The organism is Micromonospora sp. CB01531, from assembly GCF_001905095.1.
In the GTDB taxonomy this organism is placed as follows: Bacteria; Actinomycetota; Actinomycetes; order Mycobacteriales; family Micromonosporaceae; genus Micromonospora.
On the sequence record NZ_LWLS01000077.1, the window covers coordinates 29,338 to 44,820 of the forward strand.

Sequence of the window (15,483 nt, forward strand, 5' to 3'; positions counted from 1 at the left end):
CCAGAGTGTCATCGCCGCCTCCCTCGCCCGAGCACCATCGCCGCGCCGGCCAGCGCCGCCACCGCGCCGGCCGCGACCGCCCCGAGCACCTGGTACTGCCGGCGCACCTGGCGGCGCACCTCGGCGTACGGGGTGGTGGAGAAGGAGACCAACTCGTACTGCGACACGTACCGGCCGGGCAGCGCCCGCTCCAGGGCGTGCTCGATCCGCTTGCGGGTCTGGAACACCGGCGAGGCGACCTTGTCCCGCATCTCCACGAAGTTGGCCAGCGCCATCCGGGCGATCGCCTCGGCGTTGGCCTGCCGCCGCTGCTCGAACAGCGGCAGCGCCACGGACCACTGGTCGCCGCACTCGTCCAGGCAGCGGTCCAGCTCGACCACGTCCTCGAAGGCGCAGTTCGCGCCCTGGCCGTAGAACGGCACGATGGCGTGCGCCGCGTCGCCGAGCAGGCCCATCCTGCCGTCCAGCTGCCACGGGGTGCAGCGGACCGTGCCCAGCACCCCGACCGGGTTGTGCTGGTAGTCGTCCACCAGGTTCGGCGCGAGCGGGATCAGGTCCGGGTAGTGGGTGCGGAAGTACCGCTCGATGGCGGCCGGGCTGCCCAGCGAGGCGAAGCTCGCGGTGCCGTGGGTGGGCCAGAACAGGGTGCAGGTGAAGGAGCGGTCCGGGTTGGGCAGGGCGATCATCATCGAGGTGCCCCGCGGCCAGATGTGCAGGGCGCCCGGATCCAGGGCGAACTCGCCGCCGATCGGCGGGATGCTGAGTTCCTTGTAGCCGTAGTCGAGGAAGTCCAGGCTCTCGGTCAGCGCGCCGTACCCGAGGAGCTGCCCACGCACGGCGGAGCCGGCGCCGTCGGCGCCGAGGACGACCGACGCGGTGGCGGTGACCTTGCCCTGCGGGGTCTCGAAGGTCATCTCGTTGGTAGCCGGGTCGAGCCCGACCAGCCGGTGGTCGAACGCGACCCGCACACCGGGCCGCGCGGCGGCGGCGGTGAGCAGCGCGTTGTTCAGCGCGCCCCGGCTGATCGAGTTGATCGCCCGGTCGCCGGAGCCGCTGTACGACTGGAACTGCGGCTCCCCCTCGACAGGATGGATCATCCGGCCGCGCATCGGCAGCGCGTCCGCCATCACCTGCCGCTCCAGCCCGATCCGGCGCAACGCGTCCAGGCCGCGCTCGGACAGCGCCAGGTTGATCGAGCGGCCCCGCTCGACCTGCCCGCTGCGCGGGTCCGGACGCCGCTCGTAGAGGGCCACCGGGTATCCGCGCCGGGCCAGGTAGCAGGCCAGCAGGCAGCCGGCCAGCCCCGCCCCGACGACGGCGATCTCGTCGCGTTCCGTAATCATGCGGTGGCCTCCACGGTGGCGGCCAGCGCGTCGGCGACCCGCCAGCAGTCGTGGTACGTCGAGTAGAGCGGAACCGGGGCGAACCGGACGATGTCCGGTTCGCGAGCGTCGGCGATCACGCCGTGCTCGTGCCGCAGCCGCTTGGTCAGCTCGTTCGCGCTGCCCAGTCCGATCCGCACAGAGAGCTGGCAGCCCCGGCGGGCCGGGTCGCGGGGAGTGACCACGGTCAGCGGCCGGCCGACGGTCACCTCGTCCAGCAGCCGCTCCAGGTAGCCGGTGAGCCGGAGGCTGCGCTCCCGCAGCGCCGGCATGCCGACCGAGTCGAAGAGTTCCAGCGAGGTACGCACCGGTCCCATCGCGAAGATCGGCGGGTTGGAGATCTGCCACGCCTCGACGGTGGCCGGCGGCCGCGAGACCGGGGTCATCTCGAACCGGGTGGCGGCCTCGGTGCTCCACCAGCCCTCGAACCGGGGCAGGCCGGGGTCGCCCAGGTGTCGCTCGTGAACGAAGACACCGGCCAGCGCGCCCGGCCCCGAGTTGAGGTACTTGTACGAGCACCAGGCGGCGAAGTCGACGTCCCAGTCGTGCAGCGCCAGCGGGACGTTGCCGACCGCGTGCGCCAGGTCCCAGCCGACCACCGCACCGGCGGCCCGCCCGGCCGCGGTGATCGCCGGGAGGTCCATCAGCTCGCCGGTCAGGTAGTTGACCCCGCCGAGCAGCAGCAGCGCCACGGTGTGCCCCTCGGCGGCCAGGAAGTCGAGGACGTCCTGGGTGCGCAGGGTGTCCTCGCCCGGGCGCGGCGCCAACCGGACCACGGTGGCGTCCGGGTCCAGGCCGTGGAACCGGGCCTGGCTGCGCACCGCGTAGCTGTCCGACGGGAAGGCGCTGTCCTCGATGACGATCCGGGTCCGCTCGCCGGCCGGCCGGTAGAAGCTCACCATCAGCAGGTGCAGGTTGACCGTGAGGGAGTTCATCACCACGGTCTCCGCCGGGAGCGCGCCGACCAGACGCGCGGCCGGCGCGGTCAGCAGCTCGTGGTACGGCAGCCAGGGCCGCTCCGCCTCCAGGTGCCCCTCCACGCCCAGCCGGCGCCAGGCGTCCAGGTCGGCGAGGAGTTCGTCCCGGGTGGCCCGGGGTTGCAGGCCCAGCGAGTTGCCGGCCAGGTACGCCACCTCGGGGTACCGCCCGCCCTCGGCGGGGGGCACGTGGAACAGGTGCCGGTGGCCGGGGTCGGCGGCGTCGAGCCGGCGGGCTTCTTCTTCGGGGGTGGGCATGTCCTTCTCTCCGGTCACATCGCGGTCCGGGCCGACCACAGCTCGGGGAAGACCACCCGGGCCATGCTGCGCTGCAACCAGGCCAGCCCGGCCGAGCCGCCGCTGCCGACCTTGGCGCCCATGGTCCGCTGCACCGCCTTGATGTGCTGCCAGCGCCAGTCGCCGAACCGCTCGGCCACCTCGGTCAGCGCCTCACCCAGCAGGCGCAGGTGGTTGTCCGGGCCGCCGTCGGCGTAGATGCGCACCCACGCCGCCTCGACCGTGGGGTGCGGGTCGTGCTCGGTCGCCACGTCCCGGTCGAGCAGTTCGCCGGGGAGGTCGAAGCCGCGCCGGGCGAGCAGGGCGATCACGTCGTCCCAGAGGCTCGGTGTCGCGAGGGCGGCGGTCAGCTCCGCATGCACCTCGGTCTGCCGCCGGAACGGGCGGATCAGGGCGGGGTCGCGCAGGCCGAGCAGGAACTCCAGCTGCCGGTACATGGCGGACTGGAAGCCGGAGCCCTCGCCGAGCCGGTCGCGGAAGCGGTTGAAGTCGGCCGGGGTCATCCAGCGCAGCCCGTGCCAGGCGGCGTTGAGCCCCTCCAGGTGCAGGGCGGCGCGGCGCAGCGGGGGCAGCGCCTCCCAGATCCGGTTGGCCCGCAGCTCCCGCTGGGCGTGCCGCAGCTCGTGGCAGGTCAGCCCGAAGTACAGCTCCATGATCTGGCTGACCATCAGGAAGGACATCTCGCCCGGATCGTCGCTGAGCGGCTGCTGCAACCGGTGCAGCGTGCTCGCCCGCACGTAGGCGTCGTAGGGCACCCGGTCGGCGAACTCCAGCGTCGGCTCGCCGCCGTTGCGCGCCGCCCGGGCCGCCCGCTGCTGCGGGGTGGCCGGACGAACCGCCGTCGTCTGTTCCACCGTCATCTCCCTCGGTACGCGGGGTAGACGACATGATCCCGCTCCTGTATCCACCGATGGAATGCCTGTTCAACGGCGGTACGGTGGTTTGACCTGTCGTGTTGAAGGCCGCACGGCTGCCGGGTTCACGAAAGAAAGGTCACGCAGTGGACGACATGGACTGGGCCCTGCTGCGCGAGCTCCAGGCCGACGCCCGGCTCTCGTTCAGCGAGTTGTCCCGCCGGGTGCACCTGTCGCCGCCTGCGGTGGCCGAACGGGTCCGCCGGCTGGAGGAGTCCGGGGTGATCACCGGCTACCACGCGCACGTGGACCTGACCCGGGCCGGCCGTACCGTGGTCGCCCTGATCCGGATGTCCTGCTACGGGTCCCGGTGCATCCTCAACGACCCGGACGTGGCGGGCTGGGCGGAGATCATGGAGATCCACCGGATCACCGGGGACGCGTGCAGCATGCTCAAGGTCGCGGCGGGCTCGATCGACGAGTTCGAGCGGGTCATCGACCGGCTCGCCCCGTACGGCCAGCCGTCCAGCACGATGGTGCTCTCCACCCCGCTGGACTGGCACCCGGTCACCCCGCTGCCCCGCACCGGTTCATCGTCGGCCGGTCGCCGCCGCTGAGCGTGATCTCCCGGTCGGCGGTCCCGCGCCGGTTTGCCCCGGCGCCAGCGGGAATGCAGCCGGCACTGCCCGTCAGCAGGATTCCGGTGCGCCGCACCGGGAGGGGGGAACCATGCGAGGGCTCGTGTCACACCGCGCCCTGTCCGCCGTACTGGGCGTGCTCGCCCTGGTCGGGGCGTTCATCCTGATGACCGCCACGCCGGCCCGCGCCGGGGAGAACGTCTTCGTCGAGGTCACGCCGAATCCCGCGCAGGCCGGCACCCGGGTGAACATCCGGGCCAGTTGCGACAACGCGAACAACCGGCAGGCCGAGGTGAACTCGGACGCCTTCGGGCGGGTGATGCTCCGACCGGACAACGGCTTCCTCACCGGGGCGGTGACCATCCCGGCCAACAAGCAGGCCGGTGACTTCCCGGTCGACCTGCGCTGCTCCAACGGGAACACCGCACAGACCGTGCTGACCGTGCTGAACATGGCCCAGCCCAGCAAGGGCCCGGCCACCGGCGGGGGCGGCACGGCGGGCGGCCGGGGCGCCGGCTCGCTGCTGCTGGTCGGCGGGCTGGTCGCGGTGGCGGTGGTGGCCGGCGTCGGCGCCCGCCGCAGGACCGGGTCGCGCTTCTGACGAGGTGCGGCCATGGCAGGCCCACGGACCCGAGCCGGCCGGCAGCCGGACGCCCGGAACGACGGTCGCAGCACGCGGATCCGCGGCGACGGCCGCACCCCGGCGCCGCGGGATGACGCCGGTGTCGCCGCCCTGACCGGCGCACCCGCGCCGGCCGGCCCCGGCGGACGCCCCACGGGGATCGACGGCAGGGGCCGCGGCCGGCGGATCCAGGGTGACGGCCGGGCCGCCCGGATCCGTCGGGACGGCCGCATGCCGCCGGCCCCCGGTCGCCGCGGCACCCGCATCCACGGCGACGGCCGCACCCGGCGGATCGGCGGCCGACCGGCCCGCCTCGACGGCAGCCCGCGCATCCAGGGCGACGGCCGCACCCGGCGGATCGGCGGCGGCCGCGGCCGGCCCGTCCGGGGCGTGGGCCACGTGCGGAACGTCCGGCCGCAGGCGAACCGGGACGCCCGCGGGACCCGGCCCGGTACGGCCGGCCACGGGCTGCGGACCTCGCTTCGGCTGGTGACCCGGGCCACCCGTCGGTTCGCCCGCACCGCCGGCCAGGCCGCCACGGCCAGCGTCGCCACCGCCGACCCGCGCGCCCGCATCGCGCCGGTCCGGCCCACCCGCACCGCCGCTCGCTGGCGGTACGCGGCGCGGCGCGGCCCCGGCGCCCCGGTACTGGTGATCGGCACGCTGATGGTGCTGATCATCGCGATGCTCGGCGTGGAACGGGTGACCGGTGTCACCGTGCTGCCGGACCGGCTCTTTGCCGGGATACGGCCGCCGCCGAAGAAGTTCCCGGTGCTGGCGGCGAGCCCGCCGACCGACATCGCGATCGGCAAGCTCGGCCTGCGTGCCCCGGTGCACCGGGTCGGCATCGCCGCCGACGGCAGCATCGCCGTACCCGCGCTGGAGCGGGCCGGCGAGGCCGGCTGGTACGACCAGGGACCGACCCCGGGGCAGAACGGCCCGGCGGTGATCGTCGGGCACGTCGACACCACCACCGGTCCCGCCGTCTTCCACGATCTCAAGAAACTGGACGACGGCGACCGGGTCGAGGTGACCCGGGAGGACCGCTCGGTGGCCGTCTTCGAGGTCACCTCCGTGCAGCGGTACGGCAAGGAGCGGTTGCCGGTGAACGAGATCTTCGGCGACTTCAGCCAGCCGAACCTGCGCCTGATCACCTGCGGCGGCCGATGGGTGGGCGGCGCGACCGGTTACGCCGACAACCTGGTGGTCTACGCGTCGCTGGTCGAGGCGCGTGGCCCGTGAGCCCGGGCGCAGGGGCGGGCGGCCGGTGAACGGGCTCAGACGCGTGGCCGGTGACCGGGGCTCAGGCGCACGGCCGGAGAGCGGGCTCAGGCGGCCTCGGGCTCGGGCTCGCGCAGGTCCAGCCAGTCCGCCCAGCGCGGGTCCGGCGCCCGGTGCCCGAGCACCCGCCACGCCGTCCCTTTCGGGGCCGCCGGCAGGCTGTGCAGCCGCCAGCCCAGCTCCGCCGGCGTCTTGTCCCCTTTGGTGTGGTTGCACCGGGCACAGGCGGCGACCACGTTCTCCCAGGCGTGCCGGCCGCCCCGGCTGCGCGGGAAGACGTGGTCGATGGTCTCGGCCGGACCGCGGCAGTAGGCGCACCGCCAGCCGTCCCGGGCGAAGATCGCGCGGCGGGAGAGCCCGACATGGGTGCGGTAGGGCACCCGGACGTAGCGGGTCAGCCGGACCACCGAGGGGACCGGGAGCGCGTTGCGGGCGCTGTGCAGGACGCCGTCGCCGTCCGCGACGCAGACGGCCTTGGCGGAGAGCACGAGGATCGCGGCGCGACGCACCGACACGACACACAGCGGCTCGTAGGTGGCGTTGAGAACGAGTGCACCGGAGCCCGCCGTGGGTCGTATGTCAGGCATCGTGCTCACCCTCCCGGTCCAGCCGCTCCTGCCGCTGTTTGCGCCGGGGGGTGCCCCGCAGGCAGCGGGGAGCCGCACCGACGCCGGCCGGATCACCGACGTCCGCTGCGCCCATCGTCCCTGATCGGACCCGCGATTGCACGTACTAATCCGGGGTACGCTCATGAACCTTTCGTGGCTGTGCCACGATGATCGGTTCACTGGGAAGTCGTGACGAGGCCCCCGTCCTGGTGGGTCAGCAGCGGGCGCCCAGGAGCCGTGCGGTACGAAAGCAGGGTGAGTACCGCCGACCTGATGCTCCGCGTTCTGGCCGCCGCGCCCGACCCCGGCCCAAGTCCGTCCGTCGACTGCCGGACCGACCCCCTGTGCAAGCAGGTACTGGAGCTGACCGGCTCAGTCTGGTTCGCCGAGGGCAGCTACTGGATCGTCCTGAAGCCGCTGCGGATCATCCTGATCCTGCTGCTGGCCTTCGTCGCCCGCTGGGCGTTGCACCGGGCGATCGACCGGCTGGTCCGGACGACCAGCGAGACCGCGGTGCCCACCCTCCTCAAGCCGCTGCGCGAGCGGATCCCCAGCGCCGCGGCGAACCCGGAGGACTTCGTGCCGGAGCGGCGGCGGCAGCGCGCCGAGGCGATCGGCTCGGTGCTGCGCAGCATGGTCACCGCCTTCATCTTCGGCATCGCGCTGCTGATGGTGCTGAAGGAGTTCAGCTTCGACCTGGCCCCGCTGCTGGCCAGCGCGGGCATCGCCGGCGTCGCCCTCGGCTTCGGCGCGCAGAGCCTGGTCAAGGACCTGATCGCCGGCCTGTTCATGCTGATCGAGGACCAGTACGGCGTCGGCGACACCGTCGACCTCGGCGAGGCGACCGGCGTGGTGGAGGCGGTGGGCCTGCGGGTCACCACGGTCCGGGACGGCCGGGGCGTGCTCTGGTACATCCGGAACGGCGAGATCGTCCGGGTCGGCAACAAGAGCCAGGGGTGGGCCCTGGTGGTGGTGGACCTGCCGATCGGCTTCGCCGGCACCGAGGAGGCCACCGCGGTGCTGCGTACGGCGGCCGCGTCGGTGGCGATGGACCCGGAGCTGGCACCCCAGATCGTCGAGCCGCCGGAGGTGCTCGGCGTCGAACAGATGACCGTGGACGGGGCGGTGATCCGCACGGTGGTCAAGACGACCGCCGACGGGCAGTTCGCCGTCGGCCGCGAGCTGCGCCGCCGGCTGGCCGAGGCGCTGGAGAACTCCGGCATCACCGCCCGGATCGCGGCGGCCCGGCTCTATCCGGGCCTGCCGCCCAACCTCCCGACTCCCGGGGAGACCGGCACCGGCGGCGCGACCTGAGGCCGGTCGCCACCCGGCCCCTGCTGGACCGGCGGTTGGCGGGGGTCGCGCGCCGTGCGGCCCCTCGGGTATCGTCCGATCGTTCAGTCGGAGATGCGACGATCAATCCGTTCACCCTAGCCAGTTGTCAGACGATCGGGCAGAATCCGGTAAGCACGCTCCGGTCGGAGCGTGCTCGTGTCCTCGCTGATCCGTAAACCTGACGACGGTTCCCGGTCGGTCCCACCATGAGTGGTCGGCCCGGGGACGATGGAGGCGACGGTGTCCGACGAGCGACCCGCCCAGGAGGGCTCGGCCACCTTCCGCGACGTGTTCAGCCAGCCGGAGTTCCGCGCTCTCTTCACCGCCAGCACTCTCTCCTGGGTCGGCGACTACCTGGCCAAAGCCGCCGTCACCGTCCTGGTCTACCGGGAGACCGACTCGGTGGCGCTCTCCGCCGCCGCGTTCGCGGCCAGCTACCTGCCCTGGCTGATCGGCGGCCCACTGCTCTCCGCGCTGGCCGAACGGCACCGGTACCGGCAGGTCATGGTGATCTGTGACGTCATCCGGATGGCGTTGATGGCACTGGTGGCCGTGCCGGTGATGCCCCCCTGGGCGATCCTCGCCCTGATCTTCGCCGCCACCCTGGCCAACCCGCCGAGCCAGGCCGCCCGGTCCGCGCTGACGCCGCACATCCTCACTGGCGACCGGCTGGTGCTGGGCCTGTCGGTCACCGCGAGCACCGCCCAGGCCGCCCAGGTCGTCGGCTACCTGCTCGGCGCGGCGATCGCCGCGATCGACCCCAACGTCGCCCTGCTGATCAACGCGGCCACCTTCGGCCTGTCGGCCGCCCTGTGCCGGTTCGGCCTCCGGGACCGGCCGCCCGCGATGACCGCCGCGCACCGCAGCCACCTGCTGCGGGAGACCGGTGAGGGCTTCCGCATCGTCTTCGGTCAGCAGGTCCTGCGGGCCATCGCCGTGGTGGTGTTCAGTGCGGTGGTCTTCTCGATCGTGCCGGAGGGGCTGGCCGCCCCATGGGCCGCCGACCGGACCGACGGCGCGATGGACGCCGGCACCGCCCAGGCGGTGATCATGGCGGCCAACCCGATCGGCTACATCCTCGGCGGGCTGCTGATCAGCCGGCTCGTCGCCCCGGGCCGCCGGGTGGCGTTGATCCGCCCGCTGGCGGTCCTCGCCCCGGCGGCGCTCGTTCCCGCCCTGCTCGACCCGCCGCCGCTCCTGGTGGCGCTCCTCGCCGCCGGCTGCGGCTTCGCGGTGGGCGGGCTGCTGCCGGTGGCCAACGGTCTGTTCGTCCGCGCCCTGCCGGACGGCTACCGGGCCCGGGCGTTCGGCGTGATGGCCAGTGGGACGCAGATCACCCAGGGTGGGGCCGTGCTGGTCACCGGGGCGCTCGCAGAACGGTTCAGCATCCCCACGGTGGTGGGCGTGTGGAGTGCCGCCGGGGTGGGGCTGATGCTCCTGGCGGTGCTCACCTGGCCGCGCCCGGAGACGGTGGCCGCGACCGTCGCGGCGGCCGAGGCCGATTCGGTCGCCCGGGACACCGCCGGCCCAGACCCGCACACCCCGGCCATGACGGGCACGCCCGGCGTGATCGGCAACCGCTCCGGTGAGCACGGCCGGCGCCGGCACGCGGTGGGGTGACCTGACTCCCGCCGGCCGGTGGGCGGGGCGGTTGCGCAGTCGGCACCTGGCAGGATGGAAGGGTGAATTCCCCAGGCGAGTCGATGACCCTCTTCGAGGCGGTCGGCGGCGAACCCACCTTCCGCAAGCTGGTGGACGAGTTCTACGCGGGTGTGGCCAATGACCCGCTGCTGCGCCCGATGTACCCGGAGGAGGACCTCGGCCCGGCGGCCGACCGGCTGACCCTGTTCCTCATGCAGTACTGGGGCGGCCCGCACACGTACTCGGAGCAGCGTGGCCACCCGCGACTGCGGATGCGGCACGCGCCGTTCCGGATCGGGGCGGCCGAGCGGGACGCCTGGCTGCGCCACATGCGGCGCGCCGTGGACCGGCTGGACCTGCCGCCGGAGATCGCCGACGCGCTCTGGGACTACCTGGAGAGGGCCGCGTACTTCATGGTCAACGTGATGGAGGACCCGGCCGCCGGGGCCTGACGGCAGCGGATCGCGCGGCGTCGGGGCCCGGGGGCCCCGGCAGCGCGGTCAGAGCAGGGCGCCCTCGTCGTGCAGCCAGTCCACGAAGGTGGCGGCCACCGCGGCGCCGCAGTCGAGCATCTCGACCAGCAGCGCGTCGTGGGTGCCGGCGCCGAGCGGGACCTGAAGCTCCGCGTAGATCGGGAGCTGGCCGCGCTCGGTCGGGTCGCCGATGTACGCCTTGCAGAACCGTCGAGTGTGGTTCCACTCGTTGACCACGCGGTAGGCGCGGTCGGCCCAGTCCGGCGGCACCGTCGCGTGTGGACGGGCCCGCATCACCAGGATCTCGTCGTCCGGCCCCTCCAGCGTGACCAGCACGGCGTGCCGCTCCCACATGGCCAGCAGGTTGCCGTCGCCGTCGGCCAGGTAACGCACGTCGAGCAGGTCGAGCGCGTCGCAGACCCGGCGGAGGGTGACCGGGGCGACGGTTGCCGGCATGTCCGCGATCACGGGCCGCTCGGCGGCCGGGGTGTCGTCCCCCGGCTGACGGGGGGTCGGTGGTCCGACCCGGACGGTTTCCTCCACTGTGATCCCGGTTCGAGTTTCCGGATCGCCGCCACTGGCGGGACCTGGGCGCCATGACCACCACGGCATCGCTCGCGCACCTCACTCCCCAGCGGATCCAGCCGCCTACGGTGCGTTGGATCCGAGCATGGACGGTACCCGGACAGCCGGGCTGAAGCATCCCCCCAACGGACGCACCAAGCCGGAAGAATGATCAGGGGTCATCCGTTCGGATGAGTGATTGTGGGCGTAAGGCTCAGTTCCGCCACCTTCCGCGACCAGGCCGCTCCGTACGGTCCGACCAGACCGACCCATCGGCCGGCAACGCGTACCCGGACGTCGCCGGTGCCGACGAAGCCCATCCGGACCAGCCCCTGCACCAACCGCTGCGGCACCTCCACCGGGGCGTCCGGCGCGTCGTCCGGAGTCACCACCACGGCGACGTGGTCCAGCAACGCGTCCCGCAGCGCGCGCTGCCCCACCGCGCGGCCCGCCACGCCGTGCGTGGCCGCCTCGCGCAGCGCCCCGGCCGCCGCTGCGGCGATCCGGCGTACGTCCTCGGCGGCCAGGGACTCCACCGCCCGACTGGCCGGCGGCGGCAGCGGCCAGCGCCAGCCGTCGTCGCGACGCCGGGGCAGCGCGGCGCCCCCGGCCGACAGCTCGGCCAGCAGCTCCACGGCGGCGACGGTGACGTCACCCGGGGCCGTCCCGGTGACCGTGCGGACCACCAGGACGCCCCACGGCAACCGGGCCCAGAGGGCGGTACGGCCGACGCCGGGCACCGGCCGGAGCCGGACCAGGGTGGCCGGGTCCAGCCGGACCAGCCGGGCCAGGAAGGCCCCCGCGTCGGCCACCCCGTCGAGCCCGTGCCCCGCCGCAGGCCCGGTCATGCGAGCTCCTCGGTTCGCGACTGCGGGGCTCGCCGGACCGGCCCGCGCCGCCCGCTCACGCCGCCCCCTCGGCTCCCGGCCGCGGGGCGCGCGGAACCGCTCGGCGCGCTCACTCCGCCACCCCCGGCGCGTACCGGAGCAGGAAGGCCCGCTCCTCCGGGGAGATCCGGCGGGGCCGCTGCGCCGCCAGGTCGAACGGGACGAGGACGGATCGGGCTCGGCTGGCCAGCACCTCGCCGTCGTACAGCTCGTAGGCGACGGTGAACGAGGCGGCCCGCAGCTCCTCCACCCAGAGCTCGATCCGGACCGTCGGCGCCGCCTCCGCGGTGGCCCGGCCCAGCGCGTAGTCGACCGGGCGCAGGTAGTCGACCTCGTGCCGGCGGATGACCACCCCGTCGGCGAACGAGCCCACCCCCCACGCCCGGCCGCCGGCGAACATCAACGCCACCCGCGCCTCCTCGTAGAGGGTGAGGAAGCGCGAGTTGTTGACGTGCCCGTACGCGTCCAGGTCGGACCAGCGCAGCGTGCAGTGGTAGACGAAGCGGTCAGTCACGGGTGAGCTTGCGGTAGGTCACCCGGTGCGGACGGGCGGCCTCGGCGCCGAGCCGGTCGATCTTGTTCTTCTCGTACGCCTCGAAGTTGCCCTCGAACCAGAACCATTTGGCCGGGTTCTGGTCGTCGCCCTCCCAGGCCAGGATGTGCGTGGCGACCCGGTCCAGGAACATCCGGTCGTGGGAGATGACCACGGCGCAGCCCGGGAACTCCAGCAGCGCGTTCTCCAGGCTGCCGAGGGTCTCCACGTCCAGATCGTTGGTCGGCTCGTCGAGCAGGATGACGTTGCCACCGATCTTCAGGGTCAGCGCCAGGTTGAGCCGGTTCCGCTCGCCACCGGAGAGCACCTTGGTCGGCTTCTGCTGGTCCGGCCCCTTGAACCCGAATGCGGCGATGTACGCCCGCGACGGCATCTCGACCTTGCCGACCAGGAGGTGGTCCAGCCCGTCGGAGACCGTCTCCCAGACCGTCTTGTCGCCGGCCAGACCCGCCCGGCTCTGGTCGACGTACGACAGCGAGACGGTGTCGCCGACCTTGACCGAGCCGGTGGTCGGCTCCTCCAGCCCGACGATGGTCTTGAACAGGGTGGTCTTGCCGACGCCGTTCGGGCCGATCACGCCGACGATGCCGTTGCGCGGCAGCGAGAAGCTGAGGCCGTCGATCAGCACCCGGTCGCCGAACGCCTTGGTAAGGCCGTTGACCTCGATGACGGTGCTGCCCAGGCGCGGGCCCGGCGGGATCTGGATCTCCTCGAAGTCCAGCTTGCGGGTCTGCTCCGCCGCGGTGGCCATCTCCTCGTACCGGTCGAGCCGGGCCTTGGACTTGGTCTGCCGGGCCTTGGCGTTGGAGCGGACCCACTCGAGTTCCTCGTCGAGGCGCTTCTTCATCTTGGCGTCGCGGCGCCCTTCGACGGCCATCCGGGCGGCCTTCTTCTCCAGGTAGGTGGAGTAGTTGCCCTCGTAGCCGATGGCCCGGCCGCGGTCCAGCTCCAGGATCCAGCCGGCCACGTTGTCGAGGAAGTACCGGTCGTGGGTGATGGCGATGACGGTGCCGGCGTACTTGGCCAGGTGCTGCTCCAGCCACTGCACGCTCTCCGCGTCCAGGTGGTTGGTGGGCTCGTCGAGCAGCAGCAGGTCCGGCGCCTCCAGCAGCAGCTTGCACAGCGCCACCCGGCGGCGCTCACCGCCGGACAGCTTGGTCACGTCGGCGTCCGGCGCCGGGCAGCGCAGCGCGTCCATGGCCAGCTCGAGCTTGGAGTCGATGTCCCAGGCGTCGGCGTTGTCGAGCTCCTCCTGGAGCCGGCCCATCTCCTCCATCAGCTCGTCGGAGTAATCCGTGGCCATCTGCTCGGCGATCTTGTTGAACCGCTCCAGCTTGGCCTTGGTCTCGGCGACCGCCTCCTCGACGTTGCCGAGGACGGTCTTGGTGTCGTTCAGCGGCGGCTCCTGAGCCAGCATGCCGACGGTGTAGCCGGGCATCAGCCGGGCCTCGCCGTTGCTCGGCTGGTCCCAGCCTGCCATGATCTTGAGGAGGCTGGATTTGCCGGCGCCGTTCGGGCCGACCACACCGATCTTGGCCCCCGGCAGGAAGTTCAGCGTCACGTTGTCGAGCACGACCTTGTCGCCGTGCGCCTTGCGCGCCTTTTCCAGGACGTAGATGAACTGGGCCACGGTGCGGGCTACCTCCGTCGGTTGCGTCTGGGTCGCGGGCACGGGCGCGGGTCGGCAGCTCCGCCCGCCGCCGCCGGCCGGAGCCGGCCACGCGCACGCCACCGTCAATCCTGACAGGTACGGCCCGCTCCGCCCACATCACCCCGCCCCGAGCGACTGGTCGAGGTGCTTCTCGGGGGTTGTCTACAAGATCACGTCTGTGGTTCGGTTGGGGTGGGACGGGTACCTGACTCCGCACGGGGGAACAGATGCCGCAGATACGCTCAGTACGCTCATCGCGGTGGACCCGTCAGCACCCGGAGGTGGCCGATCGTGACCGTCCGTAGCTCCTTTGTCGTAGTGGCGAACCGACTGCCGGTCGACGAGGTGAGCACACCCGAAGGACGGCAGTGGCGGCGGAGCCCGGGCGGGCTGGTCACCGCGCTGCATCCCGTCCTCGCCGACCACCAGGGCACCTGGGTCGGCTGGGCCGGCGGCACCGGGGCCGCGCCGGAGCCGTTCGACCTGGAGGGGATCCGGCTGCATCCGGTGCCGCTGAGCGCCGAGGAGTTGGAGCGCTACTACGAGGGCCAGTCCAACGCGACGATCTGGCCGCTCTACCACGACGCCGTGGAGACCCCGGTCTACAAGCGCCGCTGGCGCGAGACGTACCGGCTGGTCAACGCCCGGTTCGCGGAGGCCGCGGCGGACGTCGCGGCCGAGGGCGCGACGGTATGGGTGCAGGACTACCAGCTCCAGCTGGTTCCGGCGATGCTCCGCGAGCTGCGGCCGGACCTGCGGATCGGGTTCTTCCTGCACATCCCGTTCCCGCCGATCGAGCTGTTCATGCAGATGCCGTTCCGGACCGAGATCCTGCGCGGCCTGCTCGGCTCGGACCTGGTCGGCTTCCAGCAGCGGCTGGCCGCGCAGAACTTCGTCCGGCTCGCCCGGCACCTGCTCGGACTGCGCTACGAGGGGCAGATGATCCAGGTCGACGGCCGGCAGGTGAAGGCCGGCGCCTTCCCGATCTCCATCGACACCCGGGAGATGGAGCGGCTGGCCGAGGACCCGGCGATCCAGGCCCGGGCCAAGCAGATCCGGGAGGAGTTGGGCAACCCGAAGACGATCGTCCTGGGCGTCGACCGGCTGGACTACACCAAGGGCATCGAGCTGCGGCTCAAGGCCTTCCGCGAACTCCTGGCTGACGGAAAGTTGACAGTTCCGGACGCCGTCATGGTGCAGGTGGCCACACCGAGCCGGGAACGGGTGGAGCACTACCAGGCACTTCGAGTGAAGGTCGAGCGGGAGGTCGGCCGGATTAATGGTGAATTTGGACGGGTCGGCGTGCCGGCGGTGCATTATCTGCATCAGTCGTACAGTCGCTCCGAACTTGCCGCGATGTACGTCGCGGCAGACGTGATGATGGTGACCCCGCTGCGAGACGGAATGAATCTGGTGGCCAAGGAGTACGTCGCATCGCGCGCCGACCAGGGCGGCGCGCTCGTGCTCAGTGAGTTCGCCGGCGCCGCCACTGAGCTGCGCCAGGCCTTCCTGTGTAACCCCCACGACCCCGACGCGGTCAAGGACGCGCTGCTGCGCGCCGTGCACGTCGAGAAACCCGAGGCCCGCCGCCGGATGCGGATAATGCAGCGCCACCTGCGCACCCACGACGTGGGGCACTGGGCCAAGTCGTTCCTGACCGAACTCGGCGTACCCGATGCGGAGGCGGCGTGAACTCCCCCAGCACCGCCACCCACCCCGT

Annotated in this window: 16 protein-coding genes; 7 read left to right on the forward strand and 9 right to left on the reverse strand. The window is 72.6% G+C overall.

The annotated features are described in order from the left end of the window. Positions 1-8: 8 nt before the first annotated feature. The 3 genes from A6A27_RS22390 to A6A27_RS22400 are packed head-to-tail and all read right to left on the reverse strand — an operon-like array spanning position 9 to position 3,516. On the reverse strand, positions 9-1,343 hold the full coding sequence (locus A6A27_RS22390; RefSeq protein WP_073836611.1) for an FAD-dependent oxidoreductase: 1,335 nt from the start codon (positions 1,341-1,343) through the stop codon (positions 9-11). Further along, positions 1,340-2,617, reverse strand: coding sequence for a kynureninase (gene kynU, locus A6A27_RS22395; RefSeq protein WP_073836646.1), 1,278 nt, complete (start codon positions 2,615-2,617; stop codon positions 1,340-1,342). Before kynU ends, A6A27_RS22390 begins: the two co-directional genes overlap by 4 nt. Positions 2,618-2,631: 14 nt before the next feature. Then, entirely contained in the window at positions 2,632-3,516 is an 885-nt protein-coding gene (locus A6A27_RS22400) for a tryptophan 2,3-dioxygenase (RefSeq protein WP_073836612.1), read from the reverse strand. A 140-nt stretch (positions 3,517-3,656) separates the two neighbouring features. Here A6A27_RS22400 and A6A27_RS22405 point away from each other — a divergent pair, with 140 nt between their 5' ends. The 3 genes from A6A27_RS22405 (at position 3,657) to A6A27_RS22415 (ending at position 6,012) form a co-directional block, all read left to right on the forward strand. Continuing rightward, positions 3,657-4,127, forward strand: coding sequence for an Lrp/AsnC family transcriptional regulator (locus A6A27_RS22405; protein WP_073836613.1), 471 nt, complete (start codon positions 3,657-3,659; stop codon positions 4,125-4,127). Between the two features lie 112 nt (positions 4,128-4,239). Continuing rightward, complete coding sequence (locus tag A6A27_RS22410) at positions 4,240-4,749, forward strand: hypothetical protein (protein ID WP_073836614.1); 510 nt, start codon at positions 4,240-4,242, stop codon at positions 4,747-4,749. Between the two features lie 489 nt (positions 4,750-5,238). Then, complete coding sequence (locus tag A6A27_RS22415; protein ID WP_073836647.1) at positions 5,239-6,012, forward strand: class F sortase; 774 nt, start codon at positions 5,239-5,241, stop codon at positions 6,010-6,012. 86 nt (positions 6,013-6,098) lie between these two features. On the opposite strand, the gene A6A27_RS22420 is transcribed toward A6A27_RS22415, so the two are convergent. Both A6A27_RS22420 and A6A27_RS46855 read right to left on the reverse strand, forming a co-directional pair. Beyond that, positions 6,099-6,638: an HNH endonuclease gene (locus A6A27_RS22420; protein WP_073836615.1), complete on the reverse strand. Its 540-nt coding sequence runs from the start codon at positions 6,636-6,638 to the stop codon at positions 6,099-6,101. Next, complete coding sequence (locus tag A6A27_RS46855; protein WP_274534575.1) at positions 6,631-6,753, reverse strand: hypothetical protein; 123 nt, start codon at positions 6,751-6,753, stop codon at positions 6,631-6,633. The genes A6A27_RS22420 and A6A27_RS46855 overlap by 8 nt, the downstream gene beginning before the upstream one ends. Positions 6,754-6,932: 179 nt before the next feature. On the opposite strand from A6A27_RS46855, the gene A6A27_RS22425 reads away from it, so the two are divergent. The 3 genes from A6A27_RS22425 to A6A27_RS22435 all read left to right on the forward strand — a co-directional run bounded on the left by A6A27_RS22425 (position 6,933) and on the right by A6A27_RS22435 (position 10,087). Further along, positions 6,933-7,973, forward strand: coding sequence for a mechanosensitive ion channel family protein (locus A6A27_RS22425; protein ID WP_083672769.1), 1,041 nt, complete (start codon positions 6,933-6,935; stop codon positions 7,971-7,973). Positions 7,974-8,222: 249 nt separating this feature from the next. Then, a complete protein-coding gene (locus tag A6A27_RS22430) occupies positions 8,223-9,614 on the forward strand; it encodes an MFS transporter (RefSeq protein ID WP_073836617.1) in 1,392 nt (463 codons plus the stop codon). 83 nt (positions 9,615-9,697) lie between these two features. Next, positions 9,698-10,087, forward strand: a complete 390-nt coding sequence (locus tag A6A27_RS22435; protein ID WP_073836618.1) for a globin — start codon at positions 9,698-9,700, stop codon at positions 10,085-10,087. Between the two features lie 48 nt (positions 10,088-10,135). Here A6A27_RS22435 and A6A27_RS22440 read toward each other — a convergent pair whose 3' ends face one another. The 4 genes from A6A27_RS22440 to ettA form a co-directional block, all read right to left on the reverse strand. Continuing rightward, entirely contained in the window at positions 10,136-10,720 is a 585-nt protein-coding gene (locus A6A27_RS22440) for a YbjN domain-containing protein (RefSeq protein WP_073836619.1), read from the reverse strand. 131 nt (positions 10,721-10,851) lie between these two features. Further along, positions 10,852-11,520: a hypothetical protein gene (locus A6A27_RS22445; RefSeq protein WP_073836620.1), complete on the reverse strand. Its 669-nt coding sequence runs from the start codon at positions 11,518-11,520 to the stop codon at positions 10,852-10,854. 109 nt (positions 11,521-11,629) lie between these two features. Further along, positions 11,630-12,073 (reverse strand): acyl-CoA thioesterase, encoded by a 444-nt coding sequence (locus tag A6A27_RS22450; protein ID WP_073836621.1) that lies wholly within the window; start codon positions 12,071-12,073, stop codon positions 11,630-11,632. After that, positions 12,066-13,742, reverse strand: coding sequence for an energy-dependent translational throttle protein EttA (gene ettA, locus A6A27_RS22455; protein ID WP_073836648.1), 1,677 nt, complete (start codon positions 13,740-13,742; stop codon positions 12,066-12,068). Before ettA ends, A6A27_RS22450 begins: the two co-directional genes overlap by 8 nt. Before the next feature lie 312 nt (positions 13,743-14,054). Between ettA and A6A27_RS22460 the strand changes: the two genes are divergently transcribed. Continuing rightward, positions 14,055-15,455 (forward strand): alpha,alpha-trehalose-phosphate synthase (UDP-forming), encoded by a 1,401-nt coding sequence (locus A6A27_RS22460; protein ID WP_073836622.1) that lies wholly within the window; start codon positions 14,055-14,057, stop codon positions 15,453-15,455. Positions 15,456-15,483 lie beyond the last annotated feature (28 nt).

Coding starts and splice junctions, on each gene's coding strand:
- A6A27_RS22390 (WP_073836611.1), bottom strand. CDS start 1,343: ATGATTACGGAACGCGACGAGATCGCCGTCGTCGGGGCGGGGCTGGCC.
- kynU (WP_073836646.1), bottom strand. CDS start 2,617: ATGCCCACCCCCGAAGAAGAAGCCCGCCGGCTCGACGCCGCCGACCCC.
- A6A27_RS22425 (WP_083672769.1), top strand. CDS start 6,933: ATGCTCCGCGTTCTGGCCGCCGCGCCCGACCCCGGCCCAAGTCCGTCC.
- A6A27_RS22445 (WP_073836620.1), bottom strand. CDS start 11,520: ATGACCGGGCCTGCGGCGGGGCACGGGCTCGACGGGGTGGCCGACGCG.
- A6A27_RS22440 (WP_073836619.1), bottom strand. CDS start 10,720: ATGCCGTGGTGGTCATGGCGCCCAGGTCCCGCCAGTGGCGGCGATCCG.
- A6A27_RS22435 (WP_073836618.1), top strand. CDS start 9,698: ATGACCCTCTTCGAGGCGGTCGGCGGCGAACCCACCTTCCGCAAGCTG.
- A6A27_RS22410 (WP_073836614.1), top strand. CDS start 4,240: ATGCGAGGGCTCGTGTCACACCGCGCCCTGTCCGCCGTACTGGGCGTG.
- A6A27_RS22430 (WP_073836617.1), top strand. CDS start 8,223: ATGGAGGCGACGGTGTCCGACGAGCGACCCGCCCAGGAGGGCTCGGCC.
- A6A27_RS46855 (WP_274534575.1), bottom strand. CDS start 6,753: ATGGGCGCAGCGGACGTCGGTGATCCGGCCGGCGTCGGTGCGGCTCCC.
- A6A27_RS22420 (WP_073836615.1), bottom strand. CDS start 6,638: ATGCCTGACATACGACCCACGGCGGGCTCCGGTGCACTCGTTCTCAAC.
- A6A27_RS22400 (WP_073836612.1), bottom strand. CDS start 3,516: ATGACGGTGGAACAGACGACGGCGGTTCGTCCGGCCACCCCGCAGCAG.